Below are 15,355 nucleotides of genomic sequence, written 5' to 3' on the forward strand. Positions count from 1 at the left end.
TCCGTCCCGTCAGCGGCGGAGCCAACCTTCAACCGACATCATGAACCCGAGGGTGGGGGCAGTTCTTCATGACGCAAGGGGGGCAGTTCCGGATGGCGTTTGACAGCCGCAGATGAAACCTCGCAGATCCTTCGCCAGGCCCGACGCTGTCCATGATGGCGGACACGTTGCGAAGTTTGGGTCTTTGTACGTGGACTTACGATGTCCTGCCGATTGCTGATTCGGTCCAGCTTCAACGCGCAGTAGTGATTGAAATTCACAGGCTCGGCGCCCAAGCGCGCGGGGCCGCCAGCATCACGAAAATCTTTATTGAAGTGGCCCCAGCAGATCGGCGAATGAAACGACTTTCATCTGTGCGAAGCCGAACGTTGCTTCGACGCTTGAAGGATGCGGAGCACTACGATCAGTTCTGTACCATCTTTCCACTCTGGCATTGCAAGAGACTAATTCTGTCTGTCGAAGACAGGCGCCTTTCGATCGAGCCGACGAAGCGGCGTGAAACATGGTTTCGGCTCAAATTTGATAGGGAAGTCGTTTCACGGTTGGTCGAGTTTCATCGCCCGACGATAGTGCGGCGTTCCACTCTTCCCGACGATTGGCGTTTTCTAAGTTTCTCCCTCAAGGAGTACCGGGCCGTCATGACGACGCTTCAGTGCATGATGCATGGCTGGTACCTCGTCCGCACGATGCTCGCGAATGGTGGCATGAAAGGCTTGGGTTATCTACCTAAACCCGGCACGGACTTTAATGTGGTTTCACTGCCCATCAAGGTCGGGGATTGGTGCGCCGACTGATACAGCATAATGGCGCCTGATCCAGAGCGCTACCCAAAAGCGGCAACGGTCACGAAACCGACGATGATTCTGCCCCGCGAAGAGGAATAGCCGGCAAGACCTCGGGGCCACCAGTGATGAAGGGCGCTCTTGAAGGGCTTACCATCAATACCGACGGTCTTGGTCCGGCCGACCATAGCGGCTCCTAGCCTTTCAGGTTTCGCGCCTTTTCCGCGTGAGGCATCAGGACAGTCGCAAGCGTCTCGACGACGCCATTTAGAGGACCGGGATCGATTGCGACGTCCTGGATGAAGGCAGCCCATTGCTGGATCTTGGTGGGATCGTTCGCGAACGCCTCGCTGAGAGCATCTGGCCGCTCAGTCGGGATCTGCGTCTTTCTGCGCTCGAAGGTCGCGCGTATTGCGCGCGCGAGCCGGTCATCCTTGAATTCGTATGTCCGGGAGAGCACCCAGATATCGTAGAAGTCCTTCAAGCGCGTATTGGCGAGGCCAAGATGGACCATCGCCTGAAATTTCTCGGCGATGACGGTCTCCGGCGGATACGCGCGAAGCTTGGGAGCCGGTTGATCGAGTAACGGCAAAAGTTCGATTTCGTTGAGTCCAGGCTCAGTCGCGTCGCCATAGCCGATATCGACGACGATCCGCATGCGCGCGCCGTCCATGGTCGCATAGCATTTGAGGCGCAGTCCGCTGTAGCCGGAGTCGTCACGGACCGTATCGACCTCGAGTGTGCCAGTTTCGAAGGTGGCGCCATCGTCAGTTTGTATCGAACCAATTTCCCGAAAGTAGCCTAAGGTAAGTTGCGGATCACTTTCGCCGAAGCCGAGGAGGTCGAGATCGCGTGTCGGTCGATGCGGATCATCGAGCCAATGGCGTAGGAGCATCGCACCTTTGAGGACAAACTTGTCCTGGTACTTGCTGATGCTCAGTCGATAGAGCAGCCGTTCAAGCGCATACTGCGTGAGCAGGAGGTCGAACGGCTCATTGCGCTCTTTCGAGAGATTGAGCAGGCGGGCCCGGACGGAAGCGCCGACATTCTTCAGCGGCTTACGCATTGATGGTCAGCGTCTCAAGGCGCGGCTGAACGGTTTTTTCCCAGATGCCGGCCTCGGCCGCGCACTTTGCGATTTCTGACGGTGTTGCTTTGCGCCGTGGCGTGCGCGAGGCCTGCGGGTGCGTCGTAGAAAGCTTTTTGACGCCGACCGCTCTTGAAGAGATCAACGATCGTCTTGGCCGGCGTATAGATCGGCACTGAAACGCCTTCGATCGTGTGACGTTCGACGCCCTTGTTGAATTCCTTCAGGCCGAAACGCACGATCTGAATACGAGGACCCGTAATCTTGGGTCGCCAGTCGCGCGGACCGATCGCCATCCATACATAGGGTGGGATACGGTCCGTCAACTCATGAAACATGCACCTGGCATCCATTCAACATCGTGGTTGAGGAGGCCTGGCGCGTTTCTAATTTACCTCTCGCCGACCAGATGGCGGAAAAACGGCCGGGCGGCCCGTTTCCGCCAAGCATTCCCGTCGGCTTTGCGCAGATCCATACGAGCAACCGCGGCTTCGACGCAATCGGAAAGCTTGCGGATTTGTACCGCTTCGAGCCGCCATCCTTGCAGAACAGGATTTCGAAGGAGACCTACGCACGACAACAGCATCGGCACCGGGCGCTGGATCGCGTTTGTCCTGGCAACCGCGCTGTCCCGGCCTGTAGGCAAGGGAGGGAGGCAAGGGTCCGCCGCCAGCTCGCTAAATTCACAAGAACGGTTGCGGCGTATAAACGACCCGCTTGCCGGCGCCATCGATCTGTGCAAGCTTAAGTTGCTTTGTCGATATTGAGTGATGTCTTTTTTTGGCTTCGTATGCCTGCGATGAGCCGCTTTTGTAGAGTCCTATTGTTTGCCGTTGTCCTGGCGGCACCGCTGCGCTTCAGTCATCTGGCGCGCGAGCTCAAGCCGCCCTGCCCGCGGGCATGAGCAAAGAAGAGTCATTCGGGACGGTCCTGAAGGCCTCGAAGTGGGAGCGCCTGAACATCCAGGTCTGCTGGGAAAATCCCGTCAAAGAAGACGCACCTTACCGTTTGATCGTGCGGTCGGCCGCGGAAGAGACCTGGCAACGGTACTCCAAGATCATGTTCGAGGGTTGGGGAAAATGCGAGAAAGACACGTCCGGCATCCACATTCGTATCGCGGATGAGGGAGCGCATACGAAGGCACTTGGCAGATTTCTCGACCAACGCCCCGATGGCATGGTCCTCAATTTTACTTTTAAGAAGTGGAGCAAGAGCTGTCAGGCGACACGTGAATTCTGTGTGTATGCCGTCGCGGCGCACGAATTCGGGCACGCCCTGGGCTTTACCCATGAGCAAAACCGCGATGACGCTCCGCCCGAGTGCCACAAAGATGCCCAAGGTACGGACGGCGACTACAAGGTTACGAAATACGATCCCCAATCAATCATGAATTATTGTAATCCGATATGGAACGGCGACGGAAAACTGAGCGATCTCGACAGAGATGCGCTGCAAACCTTCTATGGAACGCCTGGCTAGCGCTTTTGACGGCGGTAAGCCTTCCGGTCAGCGCCCTCGCTGACGCGGCTGCGGTCAGGGTTGCCGGAAAATACGATGCCCGCGTCGCCCACGTGGAGACGATTGGAACGCTATTCAACGACAAGCAGGACGTCGGAGCCGGCTCGGGCCTTTTGATCGGCGAGACGCTGGTCATTACCAACAACCATGTTGTTCCGGATGCGAACAACTACAAGAAGCTGGACATATTTATCCGGCTCAAGTCGCGGCTGAACAATCCGATATCCGCCACCGTGCTGGCGCGCGATACGCAGCGCGACCTCGCGCTTCTGCAGTTGGGCACGCCCGTGTCGGATGCCGGCGGGAAACGTTGCCCCGTACCCATCGTCGTGAAGCCGTCCCAGGCTCCAACGGGCACCACGGCGCTCGTCCTTGGCTTTCCGCTCAACCAGGACCTCAGCCTCTCGAGCGGCTTGGTCAGCAACCATGGCTCCCCTCCCAAGGAGATGCGGTGGCAGACCGATACCGTGATGAATCCGGGCAACAGTGGAGGGCCTGTCTTCGAAGACCATGGTTTTCTGCTGGGTATCGCCGTCGGCGGCGTTGTTCAGTGGACGTTTGGCGGCGAGACGCGCAACGTAAACGGCGTGAACTTTTTCATCCCCGCGTCGGAAGTGGTTGCAAGCCCGTTGTACCAGCACATCAACGACATCGCGGAGGACAAACGCTGCTGGCGGGTCGCTCAGGAGGAGCTCGTTGTCGATGCCAATACCTCCATCGCGGTCGACCCAAGTTCTTCGAAAGCGCTTTTAGGCCCGGCCAAGCTCGATCGAAGCTTCACGGTATCCGAGACCAAGGACGATCATCCGGTCGCGCTGGCGTCGCATTCGCGCAACTACCAATCCCGTTTTGCCGCTGAGCCCGGCTACAAGATTGTCGCGTGTACGCCAAAGCCAGAGAGCGCCAATCATGCCAATGACATCACGTGCAACATTGAGAGCGGTGGAGGGGCGGCCGTCTTTGCGTACCGACTGGAGAGCGGGCCCGCGGTCGATCGCTGGCGCGGATGGTGGGCTGGTTATGTGACATTGCGACAGGAACGCATCGCGGCGGACGGCTTGCAATAGGAAAGAAGGTCGGAGCATCGGACTTGATTGCATGGGGAAGCAATCTTTGGCGATGCAGGGGTCGGGGACGAACACGTAAGGGGGCGGATGTGGTACGATTGCAGCAACTGGCGCTTGCGCTTGCAGGTGGGCTCCGCGGATGCGCCATCATGCCCGACATTGCACCAGACTGGGCGTTGCCGATGCGGGATATCATGCTCCATTCGGCGTGCGAGCTTCAGGATGCGCTGGGCACGCTCGACCGTGAAGTGCCACACGAACTCTTCAATGCGCGAAACTGGAAGATCGCGGTCACCCTCAATCCAAAATCGGAAGCGGATTTCGTCCCCGGCGCCGGTCTGACCCGGAAGGTGCCCGCAACGGCGACGACGCGTTTCTCGAACTGGGTCGTGGGGAGCGGCAACGGTGTCACGCTCGATATGCGAGGCAACCGCACGGGAAGCGTCGACTTCAACTTCGACTCCGAGAAACTCATTCTCGATAGCGCCCTACCCTGCGAGAAAGAGACGATCTCTTATCATTCGCTGACAAAGAACCTGGCGATCAAGGATTGGCTATACCGTTCAGTACAGGCCACCGCCACCGCCGGCTCAACGATCGACAACCCGAAATTCACGGCCCAGGTCGTGGTGAAGTTCAACGGCGCGGCAAGCTACACTTACACATTCCCGCCCGGCACGGACTTCCTGACGCTTGGAGGGTACCTGCAGCTCGACGAAACCTTGAGCATTGTCTTCACGAAGAAACCGGCCGTCGTAGCCAAGTATGACCTCGTGACCCTCCCGGAAGGAGGCGCGGGGTTCAAACGAAATCGGGCACGCCAGGTAACGTCAACCATTTCGGTTCTTGAAGACCAACAAGTCTCGCTGCAACAGATTCGGCAACAATTGCAGAATCTGCGGGCAGTTGGCCAATAAGGGGTTCACCATGGCGGATTCACTCCCGACGACTCTGCTGATCTTGTATTTTGTTGGACAACCGCCGCTGGATCCAGCAGGCATCGCGAAGGCCGATCTGGAGACGAAGATCAACTGGACGCTCCAAAGCACGAGCCAGGTAGAAACACGCAGCCCTGAGGCGTGCCGTGCCATCGGCAATCAGCTCATCGCAAGGATGGACAAGGTCAATACCATGACGGTGCGCGCCTATTGCTTGTGCGCCGACGAGGCTGGTGCCGTCTGCAAAGGGACGGAAGAGATGGCTCAGGACCGGGATGCAGAGAACAAGGGAGCCCGGAAGGCAGAGAAGTCAATAGTAGAGGCCCTTGGCCGTACTTTGGCGACTCAACAGCGCCCCCGCCAGAAAAACTGATGTCGCGCGACTCATGATATGTGGGACCGCCTCCGCGTCCAACATTGTTCCAGAGGCCAACTCAAGGGCGCAAGGGAATTCGCCGTAGCCAGATCTAGCTCGCGTCAGATCCACTCGTTTCGATAGCGCGTTCGACCTCGTCGGCGAGGATGCTCAGGTGAGCGGCAAGGCGAGCGAAGAGCTGGCGCTTGCGGTCATCGGTTGCCAGATCGCGGATGGAGGCACATTCCGCGGCGTCGGCACGGAGCTTTTCTAACCTCGCATGCAGCTCTGTCATCGGCGTGGTGGCTCCTGTCCTGCTACCTGCAAGGAGGTTGGCATGCTCGGTCGATGAACGGACTTTCGGGCTCCCCCTCGGCAGTTTTATCTTGCTTTCCGACCGCTTCAAACGCCTACGCGGAACAAGCCTGTTTGCTATCATGCGCACAGGGTTGCGCATGCAATCCGACTAGGCCCGCGCGAGCGGGGATAGGCAGTCAAGGCCGCCGTTTACGGCGCTCGTCTCAGCCTCTGCAGTATTTGTGGGAGATGACTTCCGCGCAGACGTGGAGGGAGCGCTATCCGCCGGGTTCAGTCACGTTTACTGGTTCGACACGGGTGACGTTGCGCAAATAGACGTGCCTCATGCGATCTTGCGGGTTCGTAATTTCCCTGAGTTGACAGAGCATCTGCTCTAAAATTGAAGGGATTCCATTTTGTGCGCTGCCGGATCAAGTTGTATCCTCGGCTAAAGCCGGCGTTCCACCGCGGACACGCTTGAAAAAGATTTCATCCAACAGTCGACGGTGCCAGACGCGTCCGAAAGACATCTCCGATTCCTCTTGAGATGAACCGCGCCGCCCAGCATAAACGCCGAGCAACCAAGGTTCAGGATATGTCGGCGGCGTCTGGGCTGGTAGCCCCTTGGGATTGGTCAATTCCTGCCCTAAATAAACTACAGGCGAGCCCGACATTCCGTGGCGGGTTGCTGCGTCGACAAAGAAAATTGGTAGATCGTTATCGATCGCGACGAGCGGTTCCGACGCGATCGAACCACGCTTCCAGATTGGAAGTACGCCTTGCAGGGCCAAGCCCAATGGAAACCCCAGAATGAAAACGTCAGCGCCCACCCGTGCGTATCCGTATTCGTAATTTTGGGCCTTTCCCTCTTTATCCATGTTAACCAGAACGGAAGCACTGAAGGCAGCGATCCGATCTTTTTCGTCTTCGTAGCTCGGCATCCAATCGTTGAGAAAGATCACTCCGATGTCGACCTGCTGCGCCTTACCTTCCTGATTACGGAACCCCTTATGTTGGCACCAGGTGGGACAGCCGTCTTTAATCACCGGAAGTTGGAGCTCCCGAAATCTTCCTAGACCCTGCGAGCGGTCTTGTTCGGTCCAATGGCATTTCAGTCGGGTCGGGAAACGACCGTGTTCATCCAACGGTTTTTCAGTGACGGCATGCTTACCAGATAGGACGTGCCAATTCGTGACGAGCGCATGCGTCTGCCCGAATTGGTAGAAAAATCCCGTCGCTTTGGGCAGGGGAACGTCATGCCAAAACGGCTCAATTCGCGTCACGCGCATCGAATTTTCGTTCACACTCATTTCGAGCTAACCTCAAATACCTAGCTGAAGACGCATTCTCGCTTCGGACCGGGATCAGATCCGGTTCCGGTTCATAAATTTTAGAATTATCAATAGATTGATCGACTTTACATATTTTTAGCTGCGGCTTGGTATGATATAAAACGTCGGATATAAACATCCTATACCCGACATATTGTATCGCCATGACAAAGCCATCGTCGACCCAACAAGACCGAGCCATCAAACTCCTCAAGGAGCGCGGCATCGCGCGCCCGTCCGAGCTCGCCACGGTTGGCGTCACACCCGCGACAATCGCCCGCATGAAGCAAAAAGGCATTGTCGTCCAACTCGGGCGCGGCCTCTACCAGCTTCCCGACACGCCCATCGACACGCATCACTCCCTCGCCGAAGCCGCCAAGCGCGTGCCCAAGGGAGTCGTCGCGCTGACCTCTGCGCTCGCGTTCCATGAGCTAACCGATACTCTCCCCTCGATGGTCTGGCTCGCTATCGGTCCCAAGGACCGCCAACCTCTTTCAACCAATCCGCCCATGCAGTTCGTTCGCTTCAGCTCGGAGCGCCTTCAGGAGGGCGTCGAGACGCATATCATCGAAGGCTGCCCGGTAAAGATCTTCAGCCCAGCCAAGACAGTGGTCGATCTTTTCCGCTATCGGCGTCGCGCCGGGACACGCTATCGTCACAGTACCGGCCTCAACCTCGCGCTCGAAGGTCTGCGCGAGGCGCTGCGAACCCGAAAGGCGAAGCCCGCGGAGATCGCGGATTTCGCGCGCAAGGCCGGAGTTTGGAAAGCGATGAAACCCTATATGGACGCGATGACCACGAATGGCTAACCAACCCAAAAATGTCGGTGCCTCGGTCCGTGCACGGCTGCTTGCGCTCTCCAAGGAACGCAATCAGCCCTTTGATCTTCTCCTCACTCGCTACGTGCTTGAGCGACTGCTTTATCGTCTCGGCTCGACCGACTACCGCAATCGCTTTGTTCTCAAGGGCGCTATCCTACTCGCGACCTGGGTCGATAACCAGTTTCGACCGACGCGCGACCTCGACCTTCTCGGCCAGGGCGATCCCGATCCAGAAGCACTCCTGGCGATCTTCAAGGAGATTGCCGCCGCGGACGCCGCCGACGGCGTTAGCTTCAATCCAGCCAGTTTCACCGTCGACCGCATCCGCGACGAAAACGAATACGGCGGCGTCCGGATCAAGGGTAATGCCAAGGTCGACAACGCCCGCGTTCGTGTGGTGATCGACATCGCGTTTGGCGACGCCATCGAGCCCGGTGTGCAGGAGACCGACCTGCCCGTGCTGCTGGATTTCCGGCGCCAAAGCTGCGCTCCTATCCGCGCGAGAGCGTCATCGCTGAGAAGTTCCAGGCGATGGTCGTGCTCGGCCTTGCTAATACGCGCCTGAAAGACTTCTACGACGTCTGGGTTTTGATCCGCTCTTACAAGTTCGAGGGCGACACCCTGGCCCGCGCCATCAAGGCGACCTTCAAGCGACGTAAGACTGAAATTCCCACCGCACCGCCGGACGCGTTCACGACTGCCTTCACCGAGGACGCCGGCAAAAAGGATCAGTGGGCGGCGTTCACCAAGCAGGTCGCGGTCGATCCGGGCACCCTGACAGATGTGGCAAAGACGCTCGCAGAATTTCTGCTGCCGCGGGCGAAAGAAGCCCTTGCCCTGAAAGACGAGGAGAAGCCGACTTAGCCGGGATGATCATGATGAGCATGCCGATGATCATCGCGATGACCAGCAGCAGCAGCAGCACGATCAGCATCAAGATCATCATCGGCACCGACGGCACCGTCCGCGCCAGCAGCACCGGCACGTGCTGATCATCGACATGCCGATCATCGGCATAACTCTTCGCTAGGGAAAACATCCGCGACGAATTTGAAGGCTGACGAAGCACATGCAATGCTTTTCCATGTCAGATCCATGTCAGATGGAGCGCTTCGGAACGCATGCGAACCGCTTCCGGAATTTGTCGGAATGCGTGGAAATACAGGGGATAGAAAAAACGCTCTGTTGCGCCTGTTCTGAGATGAAAAAGCCCGCTAGAGGCGGGCTAATTCTTTGAATTTATTTCGAAATCTTGGTTGCGAGGAAAGGATTTGAACCTATGACCTTCAGGTTATGAGCCTGACAGAGTCAAATGGCCTTGACGGCTTCCGATGGCGGCAGAGATCCGATCAATAGCTCGAGAATATCTGACCCATCTATCTAGTCCGCTCATCGCCTCGTATTTTGTCGCGCCCCTCTGCATCAACGTCCTGCTTTGCGTCTTTCCGCCGGCTACTGGCCAGCTCCGAAAGGTCTCTCTTCAGAGCATGCCGACGCGTCTCGACAGCGGGCATATCGTTGACGAATTGCCTAATTTGGCGCGCGAGCTCGTGATCCGCTGCCCTTCCGGAGCGCTGTAGCTCGGCCGCATACTCCAGATATCGCCGCCTGATCGCGTGTTGGCGTGACTTAATCTGTTCGTCCCAAGGATGTTTGGCAGTCCTGCCGCCCCTCACCTCCGAAAGCACCTCTTTACGGGCGATCCGATCGACATCGGGCGTGATCTTTCGCTTGCGCAAAACGAGCACCGCTCCGCGATCAGCCTTTCGAACCCTTCCGCGCGTCCGCCGCGGCGTTGCCTCCGCCGCGATCCCGCGAAGCCGGAGTTCGCCAGCGAACCGTTCCCGCCAGGCCTGAAGATCCGCTTTGCGGGGGTTGAGGCGTTTGCCGTCATTGCCCAGAGACCGAACGGTCATGTGCACGTGGGGGTGCTTGTCGTCGAGGTGCTGGACGAAGACGTAGTCGTGATTGTCTCCGAACGCTTCGATGGCAAATGCGCGGGCTGAATCCTTGACGGCGACGGCATCGGTGCCAGCCGGCATCGATAGAATGATGTTGACCGAGAGCGAGCCATCGCGGCGGCGCTTGTCGTCGAGACCTGCATCATCCTCCCAGCGTTGCTGTAAGTCTTTCAATCCGGAACGACCCGCGAGGGTCGCACCCTGCTCTGTTTCCGCATCGAGCTCGCCGTTTCGTGTGATGTATGCAAGATGTGACTTGAGATGCGCCACGTCCTTGGTGCGACCGGTGATCTTGACCATCACCTCTGGTGCTCGGCGGACGATACGTTCGAGCTTTGCACGCATCGCCCGCGTGAGGCGACCAGGAGAAGCCGGGTCGGGGATATCCCACTCGGCCAGCCGCGGGCGCCGATTAGGCGTTTCCCAGACATACGAGATCGGCGGTAGATCGGAGGCTAACCCGGTCGGCCGCGGTGAGCGCCGGCTCATCGCCGTCCATCCCAATAATCCGCGTTGCCATTCAGCGCATTACGTAGTTGCGCCAGCTCTTTTTCGATGACGAGTTTGGCCTCCTGAATTGCGGACAGATCGGGCTCAACCGCCCTGCCCTGCAGCACCCTGGCGTTCGCCGCGCGCGCGATCTGGTTGATGTTGCCGCCGATCCGGTTGAGCTCGCGAACAATCGCGCGGAGCGCCTCGTGCTCGCCTGGAGAATGCTGCACAGGTGATGCCAACCGCGAGCGCACCAATGCAACGATCCAGCCGGTTCGGGTCATGCCGCGCTGATGTGACAGTTCCGCGAGCTGCCGCATCTCGCTCTCGCGAAACCGCACCGTCACCTTCTCCGGCCGTCCGACCGGCACCGCCAAGATGCGCGGCGCTGGTGCAGCTAGTGCATCAGCAATGAGACGCCGCAGCAGCGCGGATTTGCCACCCTGGGTCGCCGCAAAGGCTGAGAACTCCGCCGCGAGCTCGTCTGGAACACGCACCGAGATCAGAGCCATGCAGTCCAATCCCAACCGCGATGTAATACATCGCTGGCGCGAAGCCTATCCTGCACTAGAAAGTGCGAATCTCTCCACCCCCTCGATGTTGGTTCAAACCAACCGGCTCGGCAATCAAAGCTCGGCATTTGCTGCAGGTGAGATCCAACCCAGGTGACGATCGATGCGCAACATTCCTCCGGGAGTGGCGCAGCCATCACCGCTAATCTTTGCATTGCTCGAACGCTGCGCGTGCGGATCGGCAACACGGGCACCGAGCACGTGGGCCGCGGCTTTCCAGCAGCCTCCGGCCTCTCTACGGCGCTATGGGGGGCGCGTTCGGCCTCCGACTGCTGCGCTGACGCGCCATCCTTCGGATGGGAAATCCGCTCTACTGGCGCACCAGGCGCAGCAGTATTTCTGAGGAGACAGTCTAAGGCCAGCTTATGCAAAAATGATCTCTTCGATCGTGATGGTCGATGCCGGCACCTCTTCCGCTTCCTCTGCGCCATCGACCAATAGCACGGCATGGCGTGAGCCTTGAGACGCGACCCGATCGACGAGAAGACAGCCGGCGCGATCTTGGTGGCGCACTCTGATCGTCACTGATGAACTAATTCGCTCATTTCGATGGACCGAAGAGTTGGAGCACTTTTCCGCGGCGGCCGTTACACGGTCTCTCTCTATGGGTCGCAATGCTACTTGCGGTGCGATCGGACCTCGTGCCGATTGAGTTCCAGCGGCACCTTCACCATCAGCATGGGAGTCGCCAACTTTGCTGCGAATTTTGCGAGCCAGCTGGCGGGCGTGGGCGTCGGTGAAGCTTTCCCGTGCTGCACATATGGTCTCGACGGCGTTGGGCTGCTCACGCCAAGCCTGATAGAGTTCATAGACAGCACGGATTGACGAGCCGGCAAGCTTCGACCGGAGAAATTCCGGCATACTTTGGACCGACGCGTAGCGAGACACCCAGTCCCTGGGCTTGCCGAGCTTGCGCGAGATGTCAGCCTGGTTATCGCCCCGCTCCAAGCGGTCCGCTACGAATGCCGCAATTTCGAGAGCGTTGAGGTCGTCGCGCTGGATATTCTCGATCATCTGAACATAACGATCCGCAGAACGAACGGCATGAACGAAGGCCGGGATCTCACGGAGCCCGGCGCGTTTGGCAGCACGATACCGCCTCGAGCCTATGACGATCACGTACCGGCTTTCGTTAGTCCCATGCCGCAGCACAATCGGTTGCAGCACGCCATGCTGAAGGACAGATTCGGCAAGCTCCTCGAGCTTCTGTTCGTCGAAGCTGCGACGGGGCTGGTCCGGATCTTCGTCAATGCGGTCGATGGCGATGCAAGTCGGTTGCCCGACTGCGGCGACACCGTCTTCCGCGGCGTCGATGAGCTGCTTAAAGCTGAGATCAAGCGCCACGTGCCGTCTCGTTCATCTGCGCGACGATCTTGGCGAGAACATCACGGATTTCGCGACCAGCCTCCTGCGCGGAGCGGCGCTTGAGCTTCCAGACCGGCAGGCGTTCCGCGACGGCCTCAGCGTAGCCGTCCCTTGCCACGATCTGGCCCGGGAACACATACTTGCCGGCCTCGCGCAAGAGTTGCTCAAGATGCGTTCGTTGACGAGGCGATTTCGTATTGAAGTTTGAAGGCAACAACCCGAGGAACTTCGTATCCTGGCGGCCATAACGCCTCTGCACGCCGATCACGGTCTGCATCAGACCTTTGACGCCCTTGATCGAATAGTCCTCCAGATAGATGGGGGCCAGCACATGCGACGCCGCAACCAAACAGCCGACACTGCGCAGTCCAAGTGATGGCGGCGTATCGATGACGCAGGCATCGAACTGATCCGACGCGATGGCGAGGTTCTCTTGCAGAGTCGTGATGGCGGCGGCATTGCTACGATCGAGATCAGTCAGCGAGCTATCGGCCGGCGCAAGCGTTAGACCTTCGCCTTCACGAGAGACGACCCGTGTCCCCGGTTTGAACAGATCCGCGGCGAACGTTGACCCGGCGTAGTGCCTCAACGTATCCGATGCATTGCTCTGCGCATCCACGTCGATCACGAGAACGCGGAGATTCGCTTCCGCCATGAACCAAGCCAAATGCACAGCAAGTGTCGTCTTGCCGACCCCGCCCTTTTGATTGTTGATGACAATGGTCTTCATCTCAAAATCCGGGATGGGTCTTGCGACGCTGGGTTCATGTCCTCGTCCATCGTTTCGTGGAGGTGTTGGTTTGAACCAACAGACGATCGCGAATCCGATCACCGGAACGATCCCGAAATTCACCCGGCGAATCCCCTGCCAGAAGAGTCAGGTCAGTCCACAACCATCGGAAGGAACAAATTCTGGCAAGCGCGACTGGGACCGTGCTCGTTGCTGGACCACTGCTGTCGACACGGTCGCGAGAGGATCGCCACGCGAATGCGCGGAGACCGCTTGCGGGCTCCGGGAGCGCCGCCGGGCGGCGCGAGTAGAGCTGTCCCCCGAGGGGCTCGCCCAAACGATTAACGCAGTATCACCCGTAGGCTGGCCTTATTGGCCGGGAGCCCACTCTCCTTCTTAAGCATTGGCACCTAGTCAAGTTCGGCCAATTCGAGGGTTTCGCATACACTGGATGAAACTCGTGTCTTGGGACTTAGGCGTTCTCAGTTTTATGCTTCTGCTCGCTGACATTATAGGCATCTGGAGAGCAGTTGCAGCCTACCGAGTTCTAGCTGTCGTAATCATAGCTCAGGCCGTTATGTCCTCTCTGTTGTTGCCAGATCCTCGTAAGGATTGGATTGCGCCCGCAATAGCCACGGAATTGGGCGCGCTTTGTGCCCTCGAAAGGGAACGCGCCTCGGGTGCAAAGGCTCTAGACCCGGCGACAGACCAAGCAATCGTCGGGAAAAGCCCTATTCTGCAACCGCTCCGGAAAACTTGCCAATCCTTGCAGAGTAGCGCTGCAGATCGCTGATCTTCCATTCAGCATCGCCGCATCGAGCCATCCGCGAAGCCGAACCTGTTCAGAGAAGTTTCGCTGATCCGCAATTGGGGCCGATCGGCACGAATGGCCAGACCGTGGTGCAGACCTTCGACGGCAGTGCAGAGGCAGTCGAAGCGTTCGGATGGCTGGAGCATCCCAAGCGGAGGCGCGGTTACGCTGCAATGGACGGAAGGCTGCCATAGTCCGACAATTTTTCGCGGATTGCGGCACTGCTTGTGATGCCGGCTCTATCTGTTCCACGGCCTTGATGTCAGACGAGCAAAATTGAAACAAGACGGAGCTCTCCGATGACGACTGCCAATGAGATTGCCGAAAAAATTGCAGCCGAGAACGACCTGACAAAAGCTCAGGCCAAATCCATCGTCGATAGTGTGTTCAAGGCCATCGCTGATGCGGCCGTGAGGGGAGCCGAGACGAGCCTTCCCGGGTTCGGCAAGTTCAAGGTCAAGGATAGCCCCGCCCGCGAGGGCCGCAATCCGTCGACCGGCGCAACGATTGCGATCGCAGCTTCCAGAAAGCTGACGTTTACGCCTGCCAAAGCCATCAAGGACGTTCTGAACGGAGGAGCGGCCTCTAACGACGGTACATCGTAAGACGCAAGACGAGGGGGGCTTATGCCCCCTCTTCGGCTGCAAGCGCTTCGTCGCGTTGGCGGATGAGTTCGGCCAGTTCGCGTTCGAGCGCCTTGCGCTCTGCCGGCGTGAATACGCAGTCGCGCAGTTCGGCTCGCAATTCTTCAATGATGTCGATGTTCATGATCGCCTCTCCGGTCGAAGGGAAGCAGGCCCCGCCTTGCGGCGGAGCCCACTGACTGAGCTTCAGTCCCGGTTCGGCCGAGACCAGATCAGCTGGAGACCTTCCGCACCTTCGACCTCGGTCAGGGTGGCGTAGATCGGAGCCGGGAAGCTCGGATCGTCCAGCTTGACGGAGAGGTAGTCGCGCTCGGTGTCCTTGGCGGTCTTCTGCCAGGCCGCGCCCAACTCGACGTTGCCCGAGTAGATGCGGAAGTGCGGGCCCTTGTCGGAAGGGTTGTCGACGCGGATCAGCTTGGCCTTGACGTTGAGGTTGAGCGTCTTGATCGCGCCGGAGAAGCCGTTGCCCGTGGAGGTGAAGGTGCCGATGGTAGCCATTGTCTCATTGTGCGCCAGGAGTACTGGGTGGGATCCGGTACGCGCATTCAATGCCCCCGCAGGGTGGAAGACCCTGCCCTCAACGT

18 protein-coding genes and 1 pseudogene are annotated in these 15,355 nt (G+C 58.6%); 9 read left to right on the plus strand and 10 right to left on the minus strand.

The features are described 5' to 3' along the window. The first annotated feature begins 152 nt into the window (after positions 1-152). Complete coding sequence (locus SO139_RS42160; RefSeq protein ID WP_498541880.1) at positions 153-794, plus strand: hypothetical protein; 642 nt, start codon at positions 153-155, stop codon at positions 792-794. A 184-nt stretch (positions 795-978) separates the two neighbouring features. Here the strand turns inward: SO139_RS42160 and SO139_RS42165 are convergent, their stop codons facing one another. After that, the gene (locus tag SO139_RS42165) at positions 979-1,848 is read right to left on the minus strand and encodes a nucleotidyl transferase AbiEii/AbiGii toxin family protein (RefSeq protein WP_498541881.1); all 870 of its coding nucleotides are present in this window, start codon (positions 1,846-1,848) and stop codon (positions 979-981) included. 14 nt (positions 1,849-1,862) lie between these two features. After that, positions 1,863-2,207, minus strand: a complete 345-nt coding sequence (locus SO139_RS42170) for a type IV toxin-antitoxin system AbiEi family antitoxin domain-containing protein (RefSeq protein ID WP_474804897.1) — start codon at positions 2,205-2,207, stop codon at positions 1,863-1,865. A gap of 562 nt (positions 2,208-2,769) precedes the next feature. Here SO139_RS42170 and SO139_RS42175 point away from each other — a divergent pair. From SO139_RS42175 to SO139_RS42190, 4 genes are all read left to right on the plus strand, one after another. Continuing rightward, on the plus strand, positions 2,770-3,348 hold the full coding sequence (locus SO139_RS42175) for a matrixin family metalloprotease (RefSeq protein WP_498541882.1): 579 nt from the start codon (positions 2,770-2,772) through the stop codon (positions 3,346-3,348). 5 nt (positions 3,349-3,353) lie between these two features. Continuing rightward, positions 3,354-4,454, plus strand: coding sequence for a S1 family peptidase (locus SO139_RS42180; protein ID WP_498541883.1), 1,101 nt, complete (start codon positions 3,354-3,356; stop codon positions 4,452-4,454). Between the two features lie 149 nt (positions 4,455-4,603). Next, positions 4,604-5,371, plus strand: a complete 768-nt coding sequence (locus SO139_RS42185) for a hypothetical protein (RefSeq protein WP_474804891.1) — start codon at positions 4,604-4,606, stop codon at positions 5,369-5,371. A gap of 10 nt (positions 5,372-5,381) precedes the next feature. Next, positions 5,382-5,765 carry a hypothetical protein gene (locus SO139_RS42190; RefSeq protein ID WP_474804889.1) on the plus strand — a complete coding sequence of 128 codons (384 nt, stop codon included), beginning with the start codon at positions 5,382-5,384 and terminating at the stop codon, positions 5,763-5,765. A gap of 94 nt (positions 5,766-5,859) precedes the next feature. On the opposite strand, the gene SO139_RS42195 is transcribed toward SO139_RS42190, so the two are convergent. Together SO139_RS42195 and SO139_RS42200 are read right to left on the minus strand one after the other, a co-directional pair. Continuing rightward, the gene (locus tag SO139_RS42195) at positions 5,860-6,042 is read right to left on the minus strand and encodes a hypothetical protein (protein ID WP_474801147.1); all 183 of its coding nucleotides are present in this window, start codon (positions 6,040-6,042) and stop codon (positions 5,860-5,862) included. Positions 6,043-6,475: 433 nt separating this feature from the next. Continuing rightward, a complete protein-coding gene (locus SO139_RS42200; RefSeq protein ID WP_498541884.1) occupies positions 6,476-7,354 on the minus strand; it encodes a S1 family peptidase in 879 nt (292 codons plus the stop codon). 185 nt (positions 7,355-7,539) lie between these two features. Here SO139_RS42200 and SO139_RS42205 point away from each other — a divergent pair, with 185 nt between their 5' ends. After that, a complete protein-coding gene (locus tag SO139_RS42205) occupies positions 7,540-8,184 on the plus strand; it encodes a type IV toxin-antitoxin system AbiEi family antitoxin domain-containing protein (protein ID WP_474801151.1) in 645 nt (214 codons plus the stop codon). After that, positions 8,177-9,060 (plus strand): annotated as a pseudogene (locus SO139_RS42210) (nucleotidyl transferase AbiEii/AbiGii toxin family protein). Before SO139_RS42205 ends, SO139_RS42210 begins: the two are co-directional and overlap by 8 nt. A 512-nt stretch (positions 9,061-9,572) precedes the next feature. On the opposite strand, the gene SO139_RS42215 reads toward SO139_RS42210, so the two are convergent. The 4 genes from SO139_RS42215 to SO139_RS42230 all read right to left on the minus strand — a co-directional run bounded on the left by SO139_RS42215 (position 9,573) and on the right by SO139_RS42230 (position 13,316). After that, positions 9,573-10,646, minus strand: coding sequence for a relaxase/mobilization nuclease domain-containing protein (locus SO139_RS42215; RefSeq protein ID WP_498541885.1), 1,074 nt, complete (start codon positions 10,644-10,646; stop codon positions 9,573-9,575). Beyond that, positions 10,643-11,161 (minus strand): plasmid mobilization protein, encoded by a 519-nt coding sequence (locus tag SO139_RS42220; RefSeq protein ID WP_474801157.1) that lies wholly within the window; start codon positions 11,159-11,161, stop codon positions 10,643-10,645. The genes SO139_RS42215 and SO139_RS42220 overlap by 4 nt, the downstream gene beginning before the upstream one ends. Positions 11,162-11,584: 423 nt before the next feature. Beyond that, entirely contained in the window at positions 11,585-12,565 is a 981-nt protein-coding gene (locus SO139_RS42225; protein WP_474801159.1) for a ParB/RepB/Spo0J family partition protein, read from the minus strand. Next, positions 12,555-13,316: a ParA family protein gene (locus SO139_RS42230; RefSeq protein ID WP_474801161.1), complete on the minus strand. Its 762-nt coding sequence runs from the start codon at positions 13,314-13,316 to the stop codon at positions 12,555-12,557. The genes SO139_RS42225 and SO139_RS42230 overlap by 11 nt, the downstream gene beginning before the upstream one ends. A 900-nt stretch (positions 13,317-14,216) precedes the next feature. On the opposite strand from SO139_RS42230, the gene SO139_RS42235 reads away from it, so the two are divergent. After that, on the plus strand, positions 14,217-14,321 hold the full coding sequence (locus SO139_RS42235; protein WP_474801249.1) for a hypothetical protein: 105 nt from the start codon (positions 14,217-14,219) through the stop codon (positions 14,319-14,321). Between the two features lie 105 nt (positions 14,322-14,426). Next, complete coding sequence (locus SO139_RS42240) at positions 14,427-14,732, plus strand: HU family DNA-binding protein (RefSeq protein ID WP_474801163.1); 306 nt, start codon at positions 14,427-14,429, stop codon at positions 14,730-14,732. 19 nt (positions 14,733-14,751) lie between these two features. Here the strand turns inward: SO139_RS42240 and SO139_RS42245 are convergent, their stop codons facing one another. Continuing rightward, a complete protein-coding gene (locus tag SO139_RS42245) occupies positions 14,752-14,895 on the minus strand; it encodes a hypothetical protein (RefSeq protein ID WP_474801165.1) in 144 nt (47 codons plus the stop codon). Between the two features lie 62 nt (positions 14,896-14,957). Further along, on the minus strand, positions 14,958-15,269 hold the full coding sequence (locus SO139_RS42250) for a DUF736 domain-containing protein (protein WP_474801167.1): 312 nt from the start codon (positions 15,267-15,269) through the stop codon (positions 14,958-14,960). Positions 15,270-15,355: the final 86 nt, after the last annotated feature.

The organism is Bradyrhizobium sp. UFLA05-89, assembly GCF_059803475.1.